Source organism: Kitasatospora sp. MMS16-BH015 (assembly GCF_002943525.1).
Taxonomy (GTDB): domain Bacteria; phylum Actinomycetota; class Actinomycetes; order Streptomycetales; family Streptomycetaceae; genus Kitasatospora.
Map to the genome: position 1 here is coordinate 8,364,325 of NZ_CP025394.1, position 17,862 is coordinate 8,382,186.

Here is a 17,862-nt window from a genome sequence, read left to right on the forward strand (position 1 = left end):
CGGCAACTCCTGTGAGGGACAAAGTCGGTACGGCGGGGCGGGCGGCCGGTGACGGCCGTCCGGGTCACTCCTGGACCTTGCCGCCGGTGATCCGGGAGATGGCGAGGGCGACCAGGATGATCAGGCCGTTGAGGGCGCCGATCCACTGGGCGGGGACGCCCGCCAGCGTGAGGACGTTCTGGATCATGAAGAGCAGCAGGATGCCGCAGAACGCGCCGAACATCGTGCCCTTGCCGCCGTTCAGGCTGATCCCGCCGATGACGGCGGCGGCGAAGACGGTGAAGATGTAGCCGTTGCCCTGGGCGGAGGCGACCGAGGCCAGGCGGCCGGACAGCATCAGCCCGGCCAGGGCGGCGAGGGTGCTGCCGCTGACGATCACCGTCCACAGCACCCGGTCGGTCCGGATGCCGGCCGCCCTCGAAGCGTCGACGTTGCCGCCGATGGCGTAGAGGGAGCGGCCGAAGCCGGTCCAGCCGAGCACCACGATCGCGATCGCGAACAGGGCCAGGCAGGTCCAGATGGAGACGGGCACCCCGAACCACTCGGCGGTGCCGAGGTAGAGCATCGACTCCGGCAGCTGGAAGAAGGTCTGACCGCCGGAGATGCCGGTGAGGATGCCGCGCAGCACGATGAGCATGCCGAGGGTGACGATGAAGCCGTTGAGGCCGAAGCGGATGATCAGCAGCGAGTTGACCACGCCGACGAGCACCCCGACGGCCAAGGTGACCGGCACCGCCCAGGCGCCGGGGAGCAGGCCGAGCCCGTGGCCCGCGCCGGCCGGGACGACCAGCCAGGCCGCGACGCCGGGGGCGAGGCCCATGGTCGACTCCAGGGAGAGGTCCATCTTCTTGACGATCAGGATCATCGTCTGGGCGAGGACCAGCAGGGCCATCTCGGACATGGTCTGCAGGACGTTGAGGAGGTTGTCGGCCTGCAGGAAGACGGGGTTGACGATCTGTCCGACGATCGCGATGACGACGATCGCGGGGACGAGGGCGAGGTCGCGCAGCCGGGCCAGGGGTATCCGACCGCCGAGCAGCGCGGTGCGCGGGGGCCTGGGCTCCACGGCCCCGGCGGCCGCGTCCGCGAGGACGGTTTCAGGCATCGAGGTCCACTCCTTCCATCGCGGCCACGAGCTCGTGGTCGTGCCAGCCGCGGGTCATCTCCGAGGTCACCCGGCCCTGGAACATCACCAGGACCCGGTCGCACATGCGCAGGTCGTCGAGTTCGTCGGAGGCAATGAGCACGCCCGTGCCGCTCTGCGCCGTCTCCTCGACCTTGCCGAGGAGGAACTCCTTGGAACGCACGTCCACGCCGGCGGTCGGATTGATCAGCACCAGCAGGCGGGGGTCGTCCGCCAGGGCCCGGGCCATCACGACCTTCTGCTGATTGCCGCCCGAGAGTGCGGAGACGGGCAGCTCGGGCCCGGGCGTCTTGACCGCCAGCCGCTCGATCATGTCGCCGGCGAGCTGGTCCCGCCGCCTGCGGCTGAGGAATCCGTGCCGGCCGAGCCGGTGCGGCACGGAGAGCGTGGCGTTGTCGGCGATCGACATGCCGGGCACGAAACCCTGGTGGTGCCGGTCCTGCGGGACGAACCCGGCACCGGCGGCGAGCGCGGCGGGCACGCTGCCGGGCCGGGGCCGCCGCCCGGCGATCGCCACCTCGCCCGCCTGGGCCGCCCGCAGCCCCACGACGGTCTCGGCGACCTCGGTACGACCGCTGCCGGCGGCCCCCGCCAGCCCGACGATCTCCCCGGCGCCCACCTCGAAGGTCACCTCGCCGTAGGCACCGGCAGTGGCCAACTCCCGCACCGACAGGGCCGGTGCGCCGGTGAGGGCGAGGCTGCCGGAGCGCCTGGGCGGCCGGTCGCCGGCCGCCTCACCGGTCATCGCCGCGACCAGCTCGGTGCGGGGGAGTTCCGCGACCGGCGTGGTCACCACGTGCCGGGCGTCGCGGAACACCGTCACCATGTCGCAGATGTCGTAGACCTCCTGGAGGTGGTGACTGATGAACAGGAAGGTCACGCCCTGGCGCTGCAGATCGCGGATCCGGTCGAAGAGGCGGGCGATGGCCGCGCCGTCGAGCTGGGCGGTCGGCTCGTCCAGGATGATGAACCGGGCACCGAAGGACAGCGCCCGGGCGATCTCCACGAACTGCCGCTGCTCCACGCTCAGATCGCCGGCCGAGGTCTGCGGGTCCACGTCCACGGACCAGGTCGCCAGCAGCTCCCGCGCCTGCCGGCGTACGGCCGGCCAGCTGATGAGCCCGCTGCGGCCGTGGCCGTGCCGGTTCAGGAACAGGTTCTCGGCCACCGTCAGGGTGGGGATGATCGTGGACTTCTGGTAGACGCAGGCCACCCGCTGCCGCCAGCCGTCGCGGTCCGCCAGCCGTGGAGCCGCCCTGCCGCCGAAGGCGACCGTCCCCGCGTCGGGGGCCTGCAGGCCGGTGAGGACCGACACGAGCGTCGACTTGCCGGCTCCGTTGCGGCCGACGAGTGCGTGGGTCTCGCCGGGCCTGATGGTGATCCTGGCGCCGTCGAGGGCCACCGTCGGACCGAATCGTTTGACCACGCCCGTCGCCTCGACGACGGGCGGGCCCGAGTGGGGCCGTCCGTCGTCCGCCTGGGCGGGCGCGGGGTTGGCTGTCCGCTCCCCGTCGCTCATCACAACCGCCTTGTCATTGTCAGCCGTTGGGTGCTGGACCGGGGAGGTCAGCCGAGGTTGTTGCCCCACAGGGAGGAGTCGTCGCTCTTGACGCTGGGCACCCCGCCGTAGCTGCCGCCGTCGGCGGTGACCAGGGGAGCGGGGAGCTGGTCCTCCAGCAGGCCGGGACGGACCTGGATGATGGTGCTGTCGTGGTCGGTCTTGCCCGGCGCGAACGTCTTCTTCTCGATCGCCGCCTGCAGGTAGGACAGGGCGTACTTGGCGTACAGGTCGGCCGGTTGGGAGACGGTGGCGTCGATCTTGCCCGCCGCGATGGACTTGAGCTCCTCGGGGATGCCGTCGTTGGACACCACGAAGACGTGCTTCGGGTCCGTCGGTGCGACCAGCAGGCCCTTCTGCTTCAGCACTTGGAGCGTGCCGGCCAGGGCGAAGCTGGACTCCATGTAGACGCCCTTGACGTCCGGGTTGGCCGTCAGGTCGGTCTGGAGCTTCTGCGCGGCGACCGCGCCGTCCCAGTTGGTGGCCTCCCCGAGCACCTTGATGCCGGGGTAGTCCTTCTTCATGCAGTCGTCGAACGCCTCGGTGCGGTCCCGGCCGTTGATCGAGTCGAGGCCGCCCTCCAGCATGACGACCTTGCCCTGGCCGCCCAGCTTCGTGCCGAGGAACCGGCAGGCCTTCTCGCCGTAGGCGCGGTTGTCGGCCCGCACCACCATGAACACGCTGCCGCTGTCGGGACGGGTGTCGATGGTGACGACCGGGATCTTCTTCGCCTCCAGCTGCGCCAGCGTCGGCGCGATGGCGGCGGTGTCCTGCGGCGCCATCGCGATCCCCTTCACCCCCTGGCTGATGAAGGTCTGCGCGTTGGCGGTCAGCTTGGCGACGTCGTTCTGCGAGTTAGTGGTCTTCAGCGACAGGCCCAACCGGCTTGCGTACTGCGGCGTGTACTTGATGTACGAGTTCCAGAAGTCGGTGTCGGAACGCGGGTAATCGACACCGACCAGCGGCGCGCCGCCCGACGCGGCGGTGGCGCCCGAGGTGCTGCTGCAGGCGCTGAGCAGAGCCAGGGCGGACATGGCCGAGGCGGCGGAGCAGAGTGCGGTCCTGAGTCTCATCGGTACTTCCTCGCGCTGGTCCCTGTGAGCGGGAGAGAGCTGTGCCGGGCGGTAGCTGAGGTGGGCCGCCGCATCGGAGAGATGGGATGTATGTATAGGCGGCGAGGCGGGGTGATGTCTAGGCATCGAGCAATATTGCAGGCAGTGTGGGTGATTGGAGAGGTGAGGGAGTGTCGGCCTGCGGGCAAAAATCCCATCAATCCTGCCGCGCCTGTTGACAGCGGGGCTTGAATGGACGAACTTCGTGGGGGGCCGGCGCCGGCGGGCGTCCGGTACTGCCCGTCAGCGGCCGTGCCGGGGGCGGTGGTTGCGCTCTCGCCCACGGCGGTGGAGCGCAACCAGGGCGGCGGCGAGCGCCAGGACCACGGTGGCGGCGCCGAGGAGTGCCCAGGCCACCGTGGGCGCGAGCTGTCCGTCGGCTTCGGCTTCGGCCTCGGCTCCGGCTTCGGGCGACTCGGCCGGGGTGGTGCCGTTGGCCGTGGGGCTTGGCGCCGGGCTGCCGGTCTGGCCAGGGGGTGCGGCGGTCAGCACGGTGCGGCCGCCTTCCTGGGTGAGGGCGAAGGTGAGTCCTTGCACGGTGAGCGTTGCGCCGGAGACGGTGGCCGGCCGGCCGCCCACGGTGAGGGCCGGGCTGCCGGTCGGCAGGATGATCTTCGCGCCGGTGACGGCGGTGAGCTGCCGCAGCGCCGTGGCTGATGCCGCGCTCAGGTCGAGCACGGCCGACGGGCCGGTGAGGGAGACCTCGCCGGACGAGGAGAGCGAGGTGCCGGTCACGGCGAGCGTGCCCCTGGCCACCGTGGTGGCGCCGGTGCGGGAGTCGGCGGTCAGGGTGGTCGTCGCGGTGCCGTCCTGGGTGAGCGAACCGGCGCCGGAGAGCGGCGGCAGGGTGGTGGGCGTCCGGAGGTTCTGGATCATCAGCGACCCGTCGTCGAGGATCCGGTCGAGCGGGCTCCCGGTACGGAGGCTGCCGTCGGCGCCGGCGTCGACGCCGCCTTTGCCCGACCCGAGCCGCAGGGTCGCGCCCGGCTGGATGGTCGTGGAGCCGTCGTAGAACTGGGCGACGGCGAAGGTCACGTCGTTGCCGCTGGTGCCGGCGATGACCACGTCACCGGCACCCGGGGCGCTCAGGGTGTCGTGGTACTGGCCGCCGCCGATCGGCAGGCCGAGGGTGACGGGCCCGTTGTAGTCGAAGGTCAGGCGGGAGCGCTGCCGGTTGGCGTGCAGGTTGACGTAGGCCGTGCGGGCCGTGCCCGGCAGGAAGATCCGGTGGGTGGTGCCGTCGCCCCAGTGGACGTCCGCGCCTTCGATGTTGGTGCCGCGCTTGTTCAACTGGTGAGGCACGGTCTGCCAGTTCAGGCCGGAGTCGCTCAGTGCGGGCGCGGCGTCGTCGGTGTTGTCGCTGTAGCTGTAGACCCCGGTCAGGATGACCTTGCTGCCCGGGCGGGAGTGGACGTTGACGTCGTTGCCGTACTCCCGGCTGAAGAAGTCCTGGCGCTGGACGACGGTCTGGTTCAGCGGGGTGTCGATGATCCACGAGCCGCGGTTGACCACGGCGCGGGCGTTCGGCAGGTCGGCCGTGCAGGTGGTGGCGGCGTAGTCGGCCCCGGTGCCGATGTCGAGCACTCCGGAGAAGGGGTTGGTGCCGCAGAGCTGGAGGGTGCCCCACGTGTTGCGGGGCTGGAGTATCGTGCCGGAGCCGCTGATCACGCCGAGGTTGAAGGCGCGGGTGAGGGAGAGGATCAGGGTGCCGTCGACCCGGATGTTGTCCTGGTTCTGCTGGTAGCCGGGCGTGTTGTAGGGGAAGGCGCCGATCAGGCCGGTGGCCCCGCCTGTCCCGTACTGGAGGGTGGCCCCCGAGTCCACGGTCACCGCCGGCTGGTCGGGGCTGTCGATGACCACGTACGGATGGTTGCCGCCGGGCACCGTGACGGACTGCCGAGGGGTGGGGAGGGTGAAGGTGCTGTCCTTGCTGAGGACCAGGGTGCCTGTTCCGGTGATCCGCAGGGTCCCCTTCCCGCTGATGACGCCGGGGTAGGTGTGGATCCCGGGCGGCACGGTGACGACGGCGCTCCCGTCCAGGACCACGTCCCGGCCCGCGAGCACCGAGGAGGTGATGTCCCCGGCCGCTGCCGAAGCTGCCGGGGCCGAGGCCACGGGCATGGCCGTCGTCGCCGCTACGAGGGCGAACGCCGGCAGCGCACGGCGGGCACGCTTCATCGAAAGTGCACTTCCAGGATCCGGGTGGCGGTCACCCGGGTATGTTAACGCTCACAATTGTGAGCGCTCACTATGGTGCCAAGACTTCTGATGGCCTGGCAAGCGGACGGCCGGGACGAGGAGCAGTTCACCGGTCTTGCGGGCGAGGACGTCGCGGGCGGCGGCCGGGAGGGCGTCGTCGGTGATGAAACACTCGACCTCCGCGAGGGCGGCGAAGCTGCTCAGCCCGACGACGCCCCACCTGGTGTGGCCGGCCAGCACGACCGTACGGCCCGCCGAGGCGATCAGGGCCCGATTGGTCTGCGCCTCCGCGAGGTCGGGCGTGGTGAGGCCGGCCCGCTCGCTGACGCCGTGCACACCCAGGAACAGCAGGTCGGTGGGCAGGGACCGGATCGCCTGGTCCGCCAGCGTCCCCACCAAGGCCCCCGACCGGGTGGGAGTGCCGCCGGACAGGACCACCGACGGCCCGGCCGTTCCGGCGTGGCGGCCGGCCTCCGCCAACAGGTCCGCGACCGGTAGGGAGTTGGTCACCACCGTCAGATCCGGGATCTCCGGCAGCCGAGCCGCCACCGCCAGGGCCGTGGGCCCGGCCGCGAGGGCCACCACGGCGCCCGGCGCCACCAGCCGCACCGCCGCATCGGCCAGTGCGGCCTCGGTACCCGCCCGGTCGGGCTCGGGGGCAGGCCGGGCCCTGCCCCGCCCGGCCGACTCCACCGCCACCGCCCCGCCGTGCACCTTGCGCACGACGCCCTGGCGGACCAGCACGTCCAGGTCACGGTGGACGGTCACGCTCGACACGCCCAACCGGTCGACCAGTGCGGCGATGCGGATCCCGCCGGTCGAGCGGACCGTCTCCAGGATCAACTCCCGGCGCCGAGAGGTGAGCACCATCTGATCAGTCACGGAGGCCCTTTCGGACGAGGAGACGCGCCGCTGTTCCGGCCCGCTGCGAGCCGGGCCCTGCGGCGGGCGGGACGCGCAGCCGCGAGGGTCGCGGGACGCTCGAGGGACGGAGCGGCGGCGGGAGGAGCGCGGCGAGGGCGTCGGCGTACCCGGTGCCGGCGTACCCGGCGCCGGGGTGCGGAGACCGACGAGACGGCCTCCCGACCGGGGACAGTCTGCCAGAGCCGCGCCCGTGGACATGACGCCCGGTGCCGCTCTTGCGGGTGGCGTCGGACAGTGGGCGCGTTGTTGGAGGGCCCCTCGTGCGCGATACCGGGTGAGGAGGGCGCGTGCCGCGGCGGCGCCCGCCCGGCGTGAGCCGTACGAGGGGCCCTACGCCGACGGGCCGGGCGGCTGCGCGCTGGAACCGTTCGGAGGCCTCCGGGGTGCCCGGGGTGCCCAGGGTGGCTGGCTCGGCGAGCAGCGGTGCGCCGGCGGCCGGACGCACGGTGGTCGTGGGAAGCCTCGGGGTCGGGACCGGGGCCGGCCCGGCTCGGTCGGGGCCGGGGTGTACAGGGACGTGGGCCGCAGGGAGTGGCGGGTCGGTCTACGGGGTCATGGTCAGCGCGGGCGTCATGTCGGAGGTCCCATGGGTGAGTGCGCCCGGGCCGGTGGCGCCGTCGGAGCTGACGAAGCGCAGTTCGTGGGCGGTGCCGCCCGCGTTGCCGATGGCGAGCAGGAGGGTGGACTGCTTGGCCGCGTAGGCGTTCTGGACGAAGGAGGTGATGTCCACGGTGATGTCGCGGCCGTCGACGGCGTTGCCCTGGTGGGTGCCGCCGCCTTCGGGGACGAGGGTCGAGCCCAGGGTGAAGGCGGCCGACCTGGCGACGGAGGAGGCCGTCGCGGTGAAGCTCGGGCGGTTCTGCCAGGTCATCGTGGAGACCGGGCAGGACGTGCCGCCGCCGGTGCAGGTGGTGTCACTCACCGGCTGGACGAGCAACTGGTCGGTGTCGGTCGCCGGCACGGCGGAGTAGCGGTGGCCGACGTAGGTGAGGTGCAGGGTGGCCTGCGTCGGTGCCTTGGTGAGGCTGCCGAGCGGGAACTGGAGGTAGGAGAGCTTCCCGTCACCGGATCCGGTGGTGTACTGCTCGCCCATCAGGCCGACCCCGGTATTGCGGGTGATGAGGGTCAGGTCGGCGGAGTTGTTCGTGCTCTGGTCGCCGCTCCACGCGCCCACCCAGGTGTCGCCGCTGGTCACGGCGCCGGGCTTCACGTTCCGGGTCTGACCGCTCGCGTCGGTGTAGGTGGTGGTCAGCGTGCCGATGCCGCTGGTCGTCAGCGGCAGCTGGCCGGTGTACTCGACGAGCCGGCCGGCGACGCGGAGGTTGTTCAGCGTCACGTTCGTGGTGCCGTTCAGCGTGCTGCTGGTGTTCTGCCGCGAGAACCACACGTTGTCGAGGATGAAGGTGCCGATCGGGGTCCTGGGGTAGCCGTACGTGGTGCCCGACCCGTCGGGGTTAGGGGCGTAGCCGTAGGTCGCCTGCTGGTCGGCGGTGATGGTCTGGGTTGATCCGTTGCCGCCGCCCAGCCAGAGCGGGCCCTGGGTGAAGCGGGAGGTGTCGATCGAGCTGTTCCGCACCACGATGCTCTGGATGCGCGGGTACGGGTTGGGGCCGTTGTGCGTGTAGATGCCGCCGGCCCACGGCGACACGGAGTTGAAATTGTCGAACGTGTAGTCGGTGAGCCGGTATCCGTACGGACTCCAGCCGATCCGGATCGCGTTGCCGGCCGCGACGGACCAGTTCAGCGTGTTGCTGACCGAGATGCTCTTCGAGTCCTCGGTGTCCCAGTGGTAGGAGTCGAACCCGAGGTAGCCGGCGACGGCGTCGTGGGCGGCTACCGTGTTGACGTAGCCCTGGACGTCGGCGCCGGCGGTGCCGAGCTGGAAGTTGTTCCACACGCCGGAGGCCAGCGGGGTGAACCCGTCGCTGGGGTTGTAGTGGCCGGAGGCGAACGCGTCGTCGTTGCCGAGGGTGAAGACGCCGTCGGCGGTGATGTCCTGGCCGCTGGCGAAGTCCGTCCCGTCGATCCACGGCTGGCGGTACGGGGTGAGGGCCTTGATGTTGGTGAACGTCACCCGGTCGGCGCTGTGGGTCTCGTAGTTCCACTGCTTCGCGTTGCGCTCGTAGGTGTCGTTGAACGTGATGTCCGAGGAGTGCATGACCATGACGCCGCCCTGGTGCTGGCTGCGGTAGGCGTCGTGCGAGTCACCGCTGCCGGCGGCGTTGTAGTTCGCCACGCCGTTGCCGTCGAAGACGCCGCGGCCGTCGATCTCGATGTGGTTGGAGTTGACGATCCCGATCGCCGGTTCGAAGGCCTCCATGTACGCCTGGACGCGGTTCCTCAGCAGGGCCCCTTCGTCGGTGTAGATCTTCAGCTTGCCGCCGGTGAGCCTGCCGCCGTCCACGCCGTTGACCAGCAGGCCCGACCAGAGGTAGGTGCCGTTCGGGAAGTAGAGCGTGTTGAGCGCGGTCGGGTTGGCTCTGATGGTGTCGACGGCGCCCCGCAGGGCGTACGTGAGGTCGTCGGCGGCCATCGCCCGCACCTTGGGGTAGCGCACATTGACGGTGTTGGCGCTCACCAGGCTCCCGGGCGAGGTCGGCTGACCGGCGGGGACGGCGGTGCCGTCGACGGTCTTGCCGGCCATCGAGCTGGTCGTCGCGGTGGGAGCGCTCTGCGCTGCGCCGTTCGGGTGGGCGGCGAGGTAACGTGCCGCGAACTGCTGGAAGTTGAGGACTCCGGTCTGCAGGTTGACGCCTGAGCCGTCCGGCCCGCTGGTGGTGTCGGGGCGCCGCGCCGGGTCTTCCAACGGGTCGTTGACCACCGCCAGGTAGGGCTGGCCGGTGGCGTTGGTCGAGTCGCCGTTGACCATCACGATCGCCTCGTTGAGCCCGGCGGTTGCGGACAGCTGGAACGTCAGGGTGTGCCTGTCCGGGCTCACCGCGACGCTGCCGGCGGGGTAGTAGCGCGCCGGGTAGACGTTCACCGTGTCGATCGTGGTGCTCGGCAGCGCGACCGTGACCGTCGGGGTCCGGGAGTCGGACGCGAACCGCGCGATGTCGAAGTTGTGGCCGCTCTCGGTGTACTGCACGGCCTGGACGGGTGTGCCGGCGGCCTGCACCCGGTACTTGGCGGAGGCCACGTCCGGCGAGGTGGTCGCGCCGCCCCCTACGCCTGACGGCGCGTAGGTGTGGACCGTGACCGGGGTGGTGGCGGCGGCCGGTGCCGGGACGGTGCCGGTGCCGGCGAGTAGGAGGCTCGCGGTGAGGACGGCGCCTGCGGCCGGTCGGATCATGACTCTCTCCCCTCGAGGAGTTGACCGATCCAAGTGACCGGCGTGGCCGGGATGTTAATGGCGTATTTCCGGGGGCGTCAACGGTTGGCGCGCATGGGGCGCAGGGCATCGGACCTCACCTGCACGGCGGCTCAATTCTCGGATGTGACAAGGGGATTACGGATCCTGCGCGATGCCTTGCCTCGACGCTGTGGGCGGGCCTACGCTGTCGCCACCCTCGTGGATCGATAAAAGTTTCGGGAGTGCTCGTGGTGACAATGGCGGAGGTGGCTGCTCGGGCGGGAGTCACCAAGCAGACCGTCTCCAATGTGGTGGCCGGCAAGAAGGTGCGGCCGGAGACCCTGGTGAAGGTGAACACGGCGATCGCCGAGCTCGGCTACACGCCGAACCTGGTGGCGCGCTCGCTGCGCACGGGCAGCACCTCGACCGTGGGGCTGTTCGTGCCGTCGGTGGCCAATCCGTTCTACTCGGAGGTGGTCGAGGAGGTCGAGAACGTCCTGGTCGGCCACGGCTACAACCTGCTGCTGGCCACCACCCGCGACGATCCCGACTACACCCGCGCCCACCTGGAGAACCTCGCCGCCCGCTCGGTGGACGCCCTGCTGGTCGCCGGTGACAGCGGCGTCGAGCAGCAGCTGCCGATGCTCACCGCGGCCGCCTTCCCGGTCGCGCTGTTCGCCTGGGAGGGCGAGCCGCCCACCACCCTCCCGGTGGTGTCCATCGACTACGAGCACGCCGGCTTCCTGGCCGGCCGCCACCTGCGCGAGCTCGGCCACCGGGACGTCGCGGTGATCGCCGACCTGCCCGCGCACACGCTGCGCGTCGCCGGGCTGCGCCGGGCCTTCGCCGCCGACGGGCTGACCATCGACGACCGCATGGTGTTCACCCGCACCAGCGACGACGCCGCCGGCGGGTACGCCGCGGCCTGCGCGGCGCTGGCGGCGGATCCGCAGCTGACGGCGGTCTTCGGCACCCACGACGTGCTGGCGCTGGGCGCCATTGAGGCGGTGGTCCGGTCGGGCCGACGCGTCCCCGAGGACGTCAGCGTCGTCGGCTTCGACGACATCGCCCAGGTCGGCCGGATCGAACCTGCTCTGACCACGGTCACCTTCCCCAAGCGCGAGATGGCCCAGCAGGCCGTCGAACTGCTGCTGCGCGCCGTCGACTCCGGCCGGCCGCCGACCAACGTCATCTCCCTGCTGCGCCCGACCCTGACCGTCCGGGCGAGCAGCGCCCCGCCGCGCAGCTGACCCCGTGAGCGGCGGGCCGTGCCGCCTGCCGCCATCGAGACGAGCACCGAGACGAGTTCCCGAGAGACGAGCCCCGAGAGACGAGCCCCGAAAGGAACTGCCCCGCCGATGAACGACCTCGCCCCCCACGCCTACGTCGAAGACCCGTCGCCGGGCACCGGACGGCTGCGGCCGCGTGCCGCGTTCACCTCCGACCTGCCCGTGATCGGGCTGGACGGCGACTGGAGATTCCGGCTGGCGTCAGGGCTGGACGACCTCACCGGAGGCTTCGCCGAGCCGGAGTTCGACGACAGCGGCTGGGACCTGCTCGCCGTGCCGTCCTGCTGGCAGCTGACCGGCCTGCCGGGCGAGCCACGCTGCGGCGCCCCCGCCTACACCAACATCAGCTACCCGTTCCCGGTCGACCCGCCGCGAGTGCCCCGGGAGAATCCGACGGGGGAGTACCGCCGCGCGTTCGAGGTGCCGGAGGAGTTCCCGACGGGGGCGGCCGTCCTGCGGTTCGAGGGCGTCGACTCCGCGTTCGCGGTCTGGCTCAACGGCGCCAGGCTCGGCGACGGCAAGGGCAGCCGGCTGACCACCGAGTTCGACGCCTCCGCCGCGCTGCGGCCGGGCCGGAACCTGCTCGCGGTCCGGGTGCACCAGTGGTCCTCCGGCAGCTACCTGGAGGACCAGGACATGTGGTGGCTGTCCGGCATCTTCCGGTCGGTCGCCGTGGCCGCCCGTGGGGTCGAGGACTTCTTCGTCCACACCGCCTACGACCACACCACGGGCCGGGGCACCCCGGCCGTCGAGGTCACCGCCCCGACCGCGGTGACGCTGACGGTACCCGAGCTCGGCATCACCGCCGCCGACCCGGCCGGCCCGCACCCGGTCGACGGCGTCGAGCCCTGGTCGGACGAGCACCCGCGCCTGTACTCCGGCGAGCTGGTCTCGGCGGCCGGGGAACGGATCCCGCTGCGCATCGGCTTCCGTACCGTGGCCGTGGTGGACGGCGTGCTGACCGCCAACGGCCGGCCGATCCCCCTGCGGGGCGTCAACCGCCATGAGTGGCACCCGCTGACGGGGCGGACGCTGACCGAGCAGACCATGCTGGCCGACGTGCTGCTGATGAAACAGCACAACATCAACGCGGTGCGCACCAGCCACTACCCGCCCGACCGCCGCTTCCTGGACCTGTGCGACGAGCACGGGCTGTGGGTGTTCTGCGAGGGTGACCTCGAGACGCACGGCTTCGTGGCCGGCGGCTGGCGGCGCAACCCCAGCGACGACCCCGCCTGGCGCGCGGCCTACCTGGACCGGGCCGAGCGGCTGGTGGAACGGGACAAGAACCACCCCTCGGTCATCGTCTGGTCGCTGGGCAACGAGGCCGGTACCGGCTCCAACCTCGCCGCCGCGGCCGCCTGGATCAGGCGGCGCGACGACAGCCGCCTGATCCACTACGAGGGCGACTGGGCGAGCTGCTCCTACGTCGACCTGTACTCCCGGATGTACCTCGGCCTGGACGAGCTGGCCGCAGCCGGGCGCCGCCAGGAGCCCGTGACCGCCGACCCGGCCGACGACGCCCACCGCCGTTCGCTGCCGGTCGTGCTCTGCGAGTACGCGCACGCCATGGGCAACGGCCCCGGCGGGCTGGCCGAGTACCAGGAGGTCATCGAGGCGCACCCGCGGCTGGCCGGCGGGTTCGTCTGGGAGTGGATCGACCACGGGATCGCGCGGACCACCGAGCACGAGGAGTCCTTCCACGCCTACGGCGGCGACTTCGGGGAGGAGATCCACGACGGCAACTTCGTCGCCGACGGGCTGCTCTTCCCCGACCGCACGCCCTCGCCGGGCCTGGTCGAGTACAAGAAGGTCATCGAGCCGGTCCGGATCCGCGTCGACCCGGTGGCGCGGCAGGTCACCGTGCGCAACCTGCACCACGTCCGCCACAGCGGCTACCTGGACTTCCGCTGGAGTGTCGAGGTGGGCGGCGAGCCGGTCGGCTCCGGCGGCCTGGCCGTCCCTGCGACCGGACCGGGTGCGACGGGCACCGTCGACTGGCCCGCCGAGCTCACTGCCGCGCTCGACGCGGCGCGCAAGGGCGGCTCGGGTCAAGAGGTCTGGCTGACCGTCACCGCGGCGCTCGCAGCCGACGAGACCTGGGCCGGGGCCGGCCACGAGATCGCCTGGGGCCAGGGGCTGGTGGTTCCGGCGAGCCCGGCCGCCCCCTTCGCCCCGGTGGCGCCGACCCTCCACGAGGGGTACCTCGCGCTTGGTGCCGCGCGGTTCGACGCCCGGAGCGGGCTGCTGGTCCGGCTCGGCGACCTGGAACTCGACGGTCCGCGGCTGGACGTCTGGCGCGCCCCGATCGACAACGACCTGCTCGGGGCGTTCGCCGGGCCGCTGATCGACTCCTGGCTCGCCGCCGGCCTGCACCGGATGCGCCACGAGGTGCGGCGGGTCGAACCCGACGCCACGGGCCTCACGGTCACCGCCCGGCTCGCCGCCGCCGGGTCCTCCGCCGGGCTCGACGTGGTCTACCGCTGGACCGGCGGCGACGGGGCCCGGCTCCGGCTGGAGACCACCGTCACCCCCGACGGCGCCTGGCCGGTGCCGCTGCCCCGGCTGGGAGTCGCGATGTCGCTGCCGGGCACCGACGCCGAGGTCGAGTGGTTCGGCCCCGGGCCCGGCGAGGCGTACCGCGACTCCCGCGCCGCAGCGCGCGTCGGCCGCTACCGGTCGACCGTCTCGGCGATGCAGACCCCCTACGTCCGCCCGCAGGAGAACGGCAACCGCCACCACGTCCGCCACGCCCGGCTCACCGCCGCGGCCGGCACCCTGCTCGTCACCGGCGCCCCGGTCATCGACCTGACGGTGCGTCCATGGAGCACCGAAGCCCTCACCGCCGCGACCCACCAGCACGAGCCGACCCCCGACGGCAGGCTGCACCTGCACCTGGACCAGGCGCACCACGGCCTGGGCAGCGCGGCCTGCGGGCCGGGCCCCTCGGCACCGTCCGTGCTGGCGGCGGTCCCCACCACCTTCGGAATCGAGTTCGGCACCAGTTGGTAGGCGGGCCCCGCCCGCCGGCCGTTCAGCAAGGTCCCCCACCCGACGTCACCAAAGGGCCTCTCCCATGAACAGCACCGCCATACCCACCCGCAGATTCCTGGCCTTCGCCACCGTGGCCGCGCTCGCGGCCGGCGTCAGCGCCTGCAGCAGCGCCACGAGCACGTCCGCCGCCGGTCCGGCCACCGAGCCGAGCCGGAACGGCCCGGTGAGCATGGAGTTCTGGGCGTGGGCCGGCTACGCCAAGATCGTTGACCAGTGGAACGCCGCCCACCCGAACGTCAAGATCACCCTCAAGAAGATCCCGTCGGGCGGCAAGGGCGGCTACACCCAGATCACCGACGCGCTCACCGCCGGCAAGGGGCCCTGCCTGGCCCAGATCGAGTACTTCGCCATCCCGTCGATGCTCGTGAAGAACGCGGTCCTGGACATCACGCCGTACGCGGGCGCCGACCTGGCCAAGTACGTGCCGTCCACCGTCTCGGCGGTCGGCATCGGCGGCAAGACCTACGGCATCCCGGTGGACGTCGGCCCGATGGTCCTGTACTACCGCACGGACCTGTTCGCCAAGTACGGCATCGCCCAGCCCCCGGCCACCTGGGACGAGTACCAGGCCGACGCCCAGAAGGTGGCCGCCGCCGACCCGAGCGTGAAGTTCGGCACCCCGCCCGGTGACGCCAACGACCTGGCGGCCTTCAGCCTGCAGACCGGCCAGTCCTGGTACTCGGCCGCCGGGGACAGCTGGACCGTCTCCATCGCCAACCCCGGTACGCAGAAGGTCGCCGCCTACTGGCAGGGCCTGAAGGACAAGGGCCTGGTGACGCCGCCCGGCAACGCCTGGGACCCGCAGTTCGACAAGGCCGCCGAGGCCGGCAAGGTGCTGACCTTCGTCAACGCCTCCTGGGCCGCCTCCGGCCTGAAGGACGACCTCAAGGACCAGGCGGGCAAGTGGGCGGTGGCCCCGATGCCGACCTGGAGCGCGGGCGACCACAAGAGCTCCAGCAACGGCGGCTCGGCCACCTCGGTGATGACGGGCTGCACGACCCCCCGCGAGGCCGAGCAGTTCGCCGCCTTCCTGTCCTCCGACCCGCAGGCCGTGAGCACGGGCATCGCCAACGGACTGTACCCGGCCTCGATCGCCGGGCAGGACGACCCGTCACTCGCGGCGGGCGACCCGTACTTCGGCGGCCAGAAGGTCGGCGACCTGTTCAAGGCGTCCGCCGCACAGATCCCCACCACCTGGACCAACGGCCCGACCTACCAGCAGGTCGAGACCGACTTCACCACCGCCATGGGCCAGGGCAGCATCCCGGACGCCGTCACCAAGGTCCAGGCCTCGACCATCGCCGCGATCAAGCAGCTCGGCCTGTCGGTGACCGGCGGCTGAGGCACCCCGCCCTGGGGCCTGTCCGCCACGCCGCAGGGCACCCGCCACCGATGACGAACCGTCAGCGAGGTCACCCATGAGCAGTGCAAGCAGCGCGGTCACCGTGCCGCCACCGCCGCAGCCGCCCCCCGCGGTCCGCCGTGTCCCGTCGGCCGCCCGGCCCCGGCGCACCGGCCGCCGCCGTACCGCCCTGACCGCGACCGGCTTCCTGGCGCCGTTCGCGGTGCTGTTCCTCACCATGATGGTCGCGCCGATCGGCTACGCGATCTACCAGAGCTTCCTCACCGTCCACCGCGCCGGGCTGTTCGGCGGTACGCGGTCCACGGGGTTCGCGGGCCTGTCCAACTACGGCGCCGCCCTGCGCGACCACGACTTCCTCGCGTCCCTCGGCCGCGTCCTGCTGCTCGGCTGCGTCCAGGTGCCGGTCATGCTCGGCCTCGCCCTGCTGCTCGCGCTGCTCCTGGACTCCCGCTCGGCCCGGCTGCGCAGGACCTTCCGGCTCGTCTACTTCCTGCCGTACGCGCTCCCGGGCGCGATCGCCGCGGTGCTGTGGTCTTTCCTCCTGGTGAAGAGCCTCTCGCCGTTCACAGGCCCGCTCGCGCACCTCGGGATCTCCACCGACTTCCTGTCGCCGCCGTGGGTACCGGTCTCGATCGGGAACATGATCACCTGGGGCTGGACCGGCTACAACATGCTGATCATCCACTCCGCGCTGCAGACGATCCCCGCCGAGGTGGTGGAGGCCGCCGCGCTCGACAACTGCACCGGCTGGCGCCTGGCCTGGCACGTGAAGATCCCGCTGGTGCGGCCCGCGCTGGTGCTGACCACCATCTTCTCCATCATCGGGACGGCGCAGCTGTACACCGAGCCGGCCGTGCTGGTCGGCGCGCGCATCCCCGGTATCTCGGCGAGGTTCTCCCCGATCATGAACACCACCCTGGGCATCGACCTGGGCGGCCAGAACCTGGCCGCGGCCGAGTCCGTCGTCCTCGCCCTGGTCACGCTCGTGCTCTCGTTCGGGTTCCTGAAGTACCACCAGCGCAAGGGGGCGGCCGGATGAGCGTGGCCCTGGGCAGCCGGCCGGGCCGGCCCGGCCGCCGTGGTGGCGGCGAGTCCGTGAGCAGGATCGTGGTCAACGCGGTGCTCGGTCTGATGGCCGTCTACACGCTGGTCCCGCTGTGGTGGCTGTTCGTCTCCGCGACCAAGAAGTCGGGCTACCTCTACACCGGTACGCCGCTGTGGTTCTCCCACTTCGACCTGGCCACCAACGTCAGGACGGTGCTGGGCTTCGAGGGCGGGGTCTTCTCCACCTGGCTCGCCAACAGCGCGCTGTACAGCCTCGTCGGCGCGAGCGTCAGCACCCTGCTCTCCGCGATGGCCGGCTACGCGCTGAGCAAGTTCCACTTCCGCGGCCGGGAGGGCGTCTTCAACGTCATCCTCGCCTCGGTGCTCATCCCGGCGCCGATGTTCGCCCTGCCGCTCTTCCTGCTGATGGCCAAGCTCGACCTCACCGACTCCTACTGGTCGGTGCTGCTGCCGAGCTGCGTCAGCCCGTTCGGCGTCTACCTGTGCCGGATCTTCGCCGCGGCCTCCGTGCCGGACGAACTGCTCGAGGCCGCACGGCTCGACGGAGCGGGGGAGGGCCGCACCTTCTTCGGGATCGCCCTGCCGCTGATGGCCCCGGCCCTGGTGACGGTCTTCCTGTTCCAGTTCGTCGGCATCTGGAACAATTACCTGCTGCCCTCGCTCATGCTCAACTCCGCCTCCCGGCTGCCGGTGACCGTCGGCCTGGTGCAGTGGCGCTCGGAGTTCGCCAACGGCGTGCCGCCCCTGGTGCCGATCACCGGGGCGTTCCTCTCGCTGCTCCCGCTGCTCATCGCCTTCATCAGCCTCCAGCGGTTCTGGCGCAACGGCCTGACCGCCGGGGCCGTCAAGTAGTGCCCGCCCG

The 17,862-nt window shown here is 71.6% G+C and carries 11 protein-coding genes; 5 read left to right on the forward strand and 6 right to left on the reverse strand.

Annotated features, from left to right (window positions below; translation table 11 throughout):
* Window positions 1-64 precede the first annotated feature (64 nt).
* The 6 genes from CFP65_RS36085 to CFP65_RS36110 all read right to left on the reverse strand — a co-directional run bounded on the left by CFP65_RS36085 (window position 65) and on the right by CFP65_RS36110 (window position 10,229).
* Window positions 65-1,105, reverse strand: coding sequence for an ABC transporter permease (locus CFP65_RS36085; RefSeq protein ID WP_104820129.1), 1,041 nt, complete (start codon window positions 1,103-1,105; stop codon window positions 65-67).
* Window positions 1,098-2,663 carry a sugar ABC transporter ATP-binding protein gene (locus tag CFP65_RS36090; RefSeq protein ID WP_104820130.1) on the reverse strand — a complete coding sequence of 522 codons (1,566 nt, stop codon included), beginning with the start codon at window positions 2,661-2,663 and terminating at the stop codon, window positions 1,098-1,100. Before CFP65_RS36090 ends, CFP65_RS36085 begins: the two co-directional genes overlap by 8 nt.
* Before the next feature lie 47 nt (window positions 2,664-2,710).
* Entirely contained in the window at window positions 2,711-3,775 is a 1,065-nt protein-coding gene (locus CFP65_RS36095; RefSeq protein WP_104820131.1) for a sugar ABC transporter substrate-binding protein, read from the reverse strand.
* Window positions 3,776-4,057: 282 nt separating this feature from the next.
* The gene (locus CFP65_RS36100; RefSeq protein ID WP_104820132.1) at window positions 4,058-5,992 is read right to left on the reverse strand and encodes an autotransporter; all 1,935 of its coding nucleotides are present in this window, start codon (window positions 5,990-5,992) and stop codon (window positions 4,058-4,060) included.
* A gap of 51 nt (window positions 5,993-6,043) precedes the next feature.
* Window positions 6,044-6,895: a DeoR/GlpR family DNA-binding transcription regulator gene (locus CFP65_RS36105; RefSeq protein ID WP_254552745.1), complete on the reverse strand. Its 852-nt coding sequence runs from the start codon at window positions 6,893-6,895 to the stop codon at window positions 6,044-6,046.
* A 586-nt stretch (window positions 6,896-7,481) separates the two neighbouring features.
* Window positions 7,482-10,229, reverse strand: coding sequence for a DNRLRE domain-containing protein (locus CFP65_RS36110; protein ID WP_158702548.1), 2,748 nt, complete (start codon window positions 10,227-10,229; stop codon window positions 7,482-7,484).
* Window positions 10,230-10,486: 257 nt separating this feature from the next.
* Between CFP65_RS36110 and CFP65_RS36115 the strand changes: the two genes are divergently transcribed.
* The 5 genes from CFP65_RS36115 to CFP65_RS36135 all read left to right on the forward strand — a co-directional run bounded on the left by CFP65_RS36115 (window position 10,487) and on the right by CFP65_RS36135 (window position 17,852).
* Complete coding sequence (locus CFP65_RS36115) at window positions 10,487-11,479, forward strand: LacI family DNA-binding transcriptional regulator (protein ID WP_254553242.1); 993 nt, start codon at window positions 10,487-10,489, stop codon at window positions 11,477-11,479.
* A 108-nt stretch (window positions 11,480-11,587) separates the two neighbouring features.
* A complete protein-coding gene (locus tag CFP65_RS36120; protein ID WP_104820134.1) occupies window positions 11,588-14,530 on the forward strand; it encodes a glycoside hydrolase family 2 TIM barrel-domain containing protein in 2,943 nt (980 codons plus the stop codon).
* A 64-nt stretch (window positions 14,531-14,594) separates the two neighbouring features.
* Entirely contained in the window at window positions 14,595-15,914 is a 1,320-nt protein-coding gene (locus CFP65_RS36125; RefSeq protein ID WP_104820135.1) for an ABC transporter substrate-binding protein, read from the forward strand.
* 76 nt (window positions 15,915-15,990) lie between these two features.
* Window positions 15,991-16,974 (forward strand): carbohydrate ABC transporter permease, encoded by a 984-nt coding sequence (locus CFP65_RS36130; RefSeq protein ID WP_104820136.1) that lies wholly within the window; start codon window positions 15,991-15,993, stop codon window positions 16,972-16,974.
* Window positions 16,971-17,852 carry a carbohydrate ABC transporter permease gene (locus tag CFP65_RS36135; RefSeq protein ID WP_104820137.1) on the forward strand — a complete coding sequence of 294 codons (882 nt, stop codon included), beginning with the start codon at window positions 16,971-16,973 and terminating at the stop codon, window positions 17,850-17,852. The genes CFP65_RS36130 and CFP65_RS36135 overlap by 4 nt, the downstream gene beginning before the upstream one ends.
* The last annotated feature ends 10 nt before the right edge of the window (window positions 17,853-17,862 follow it).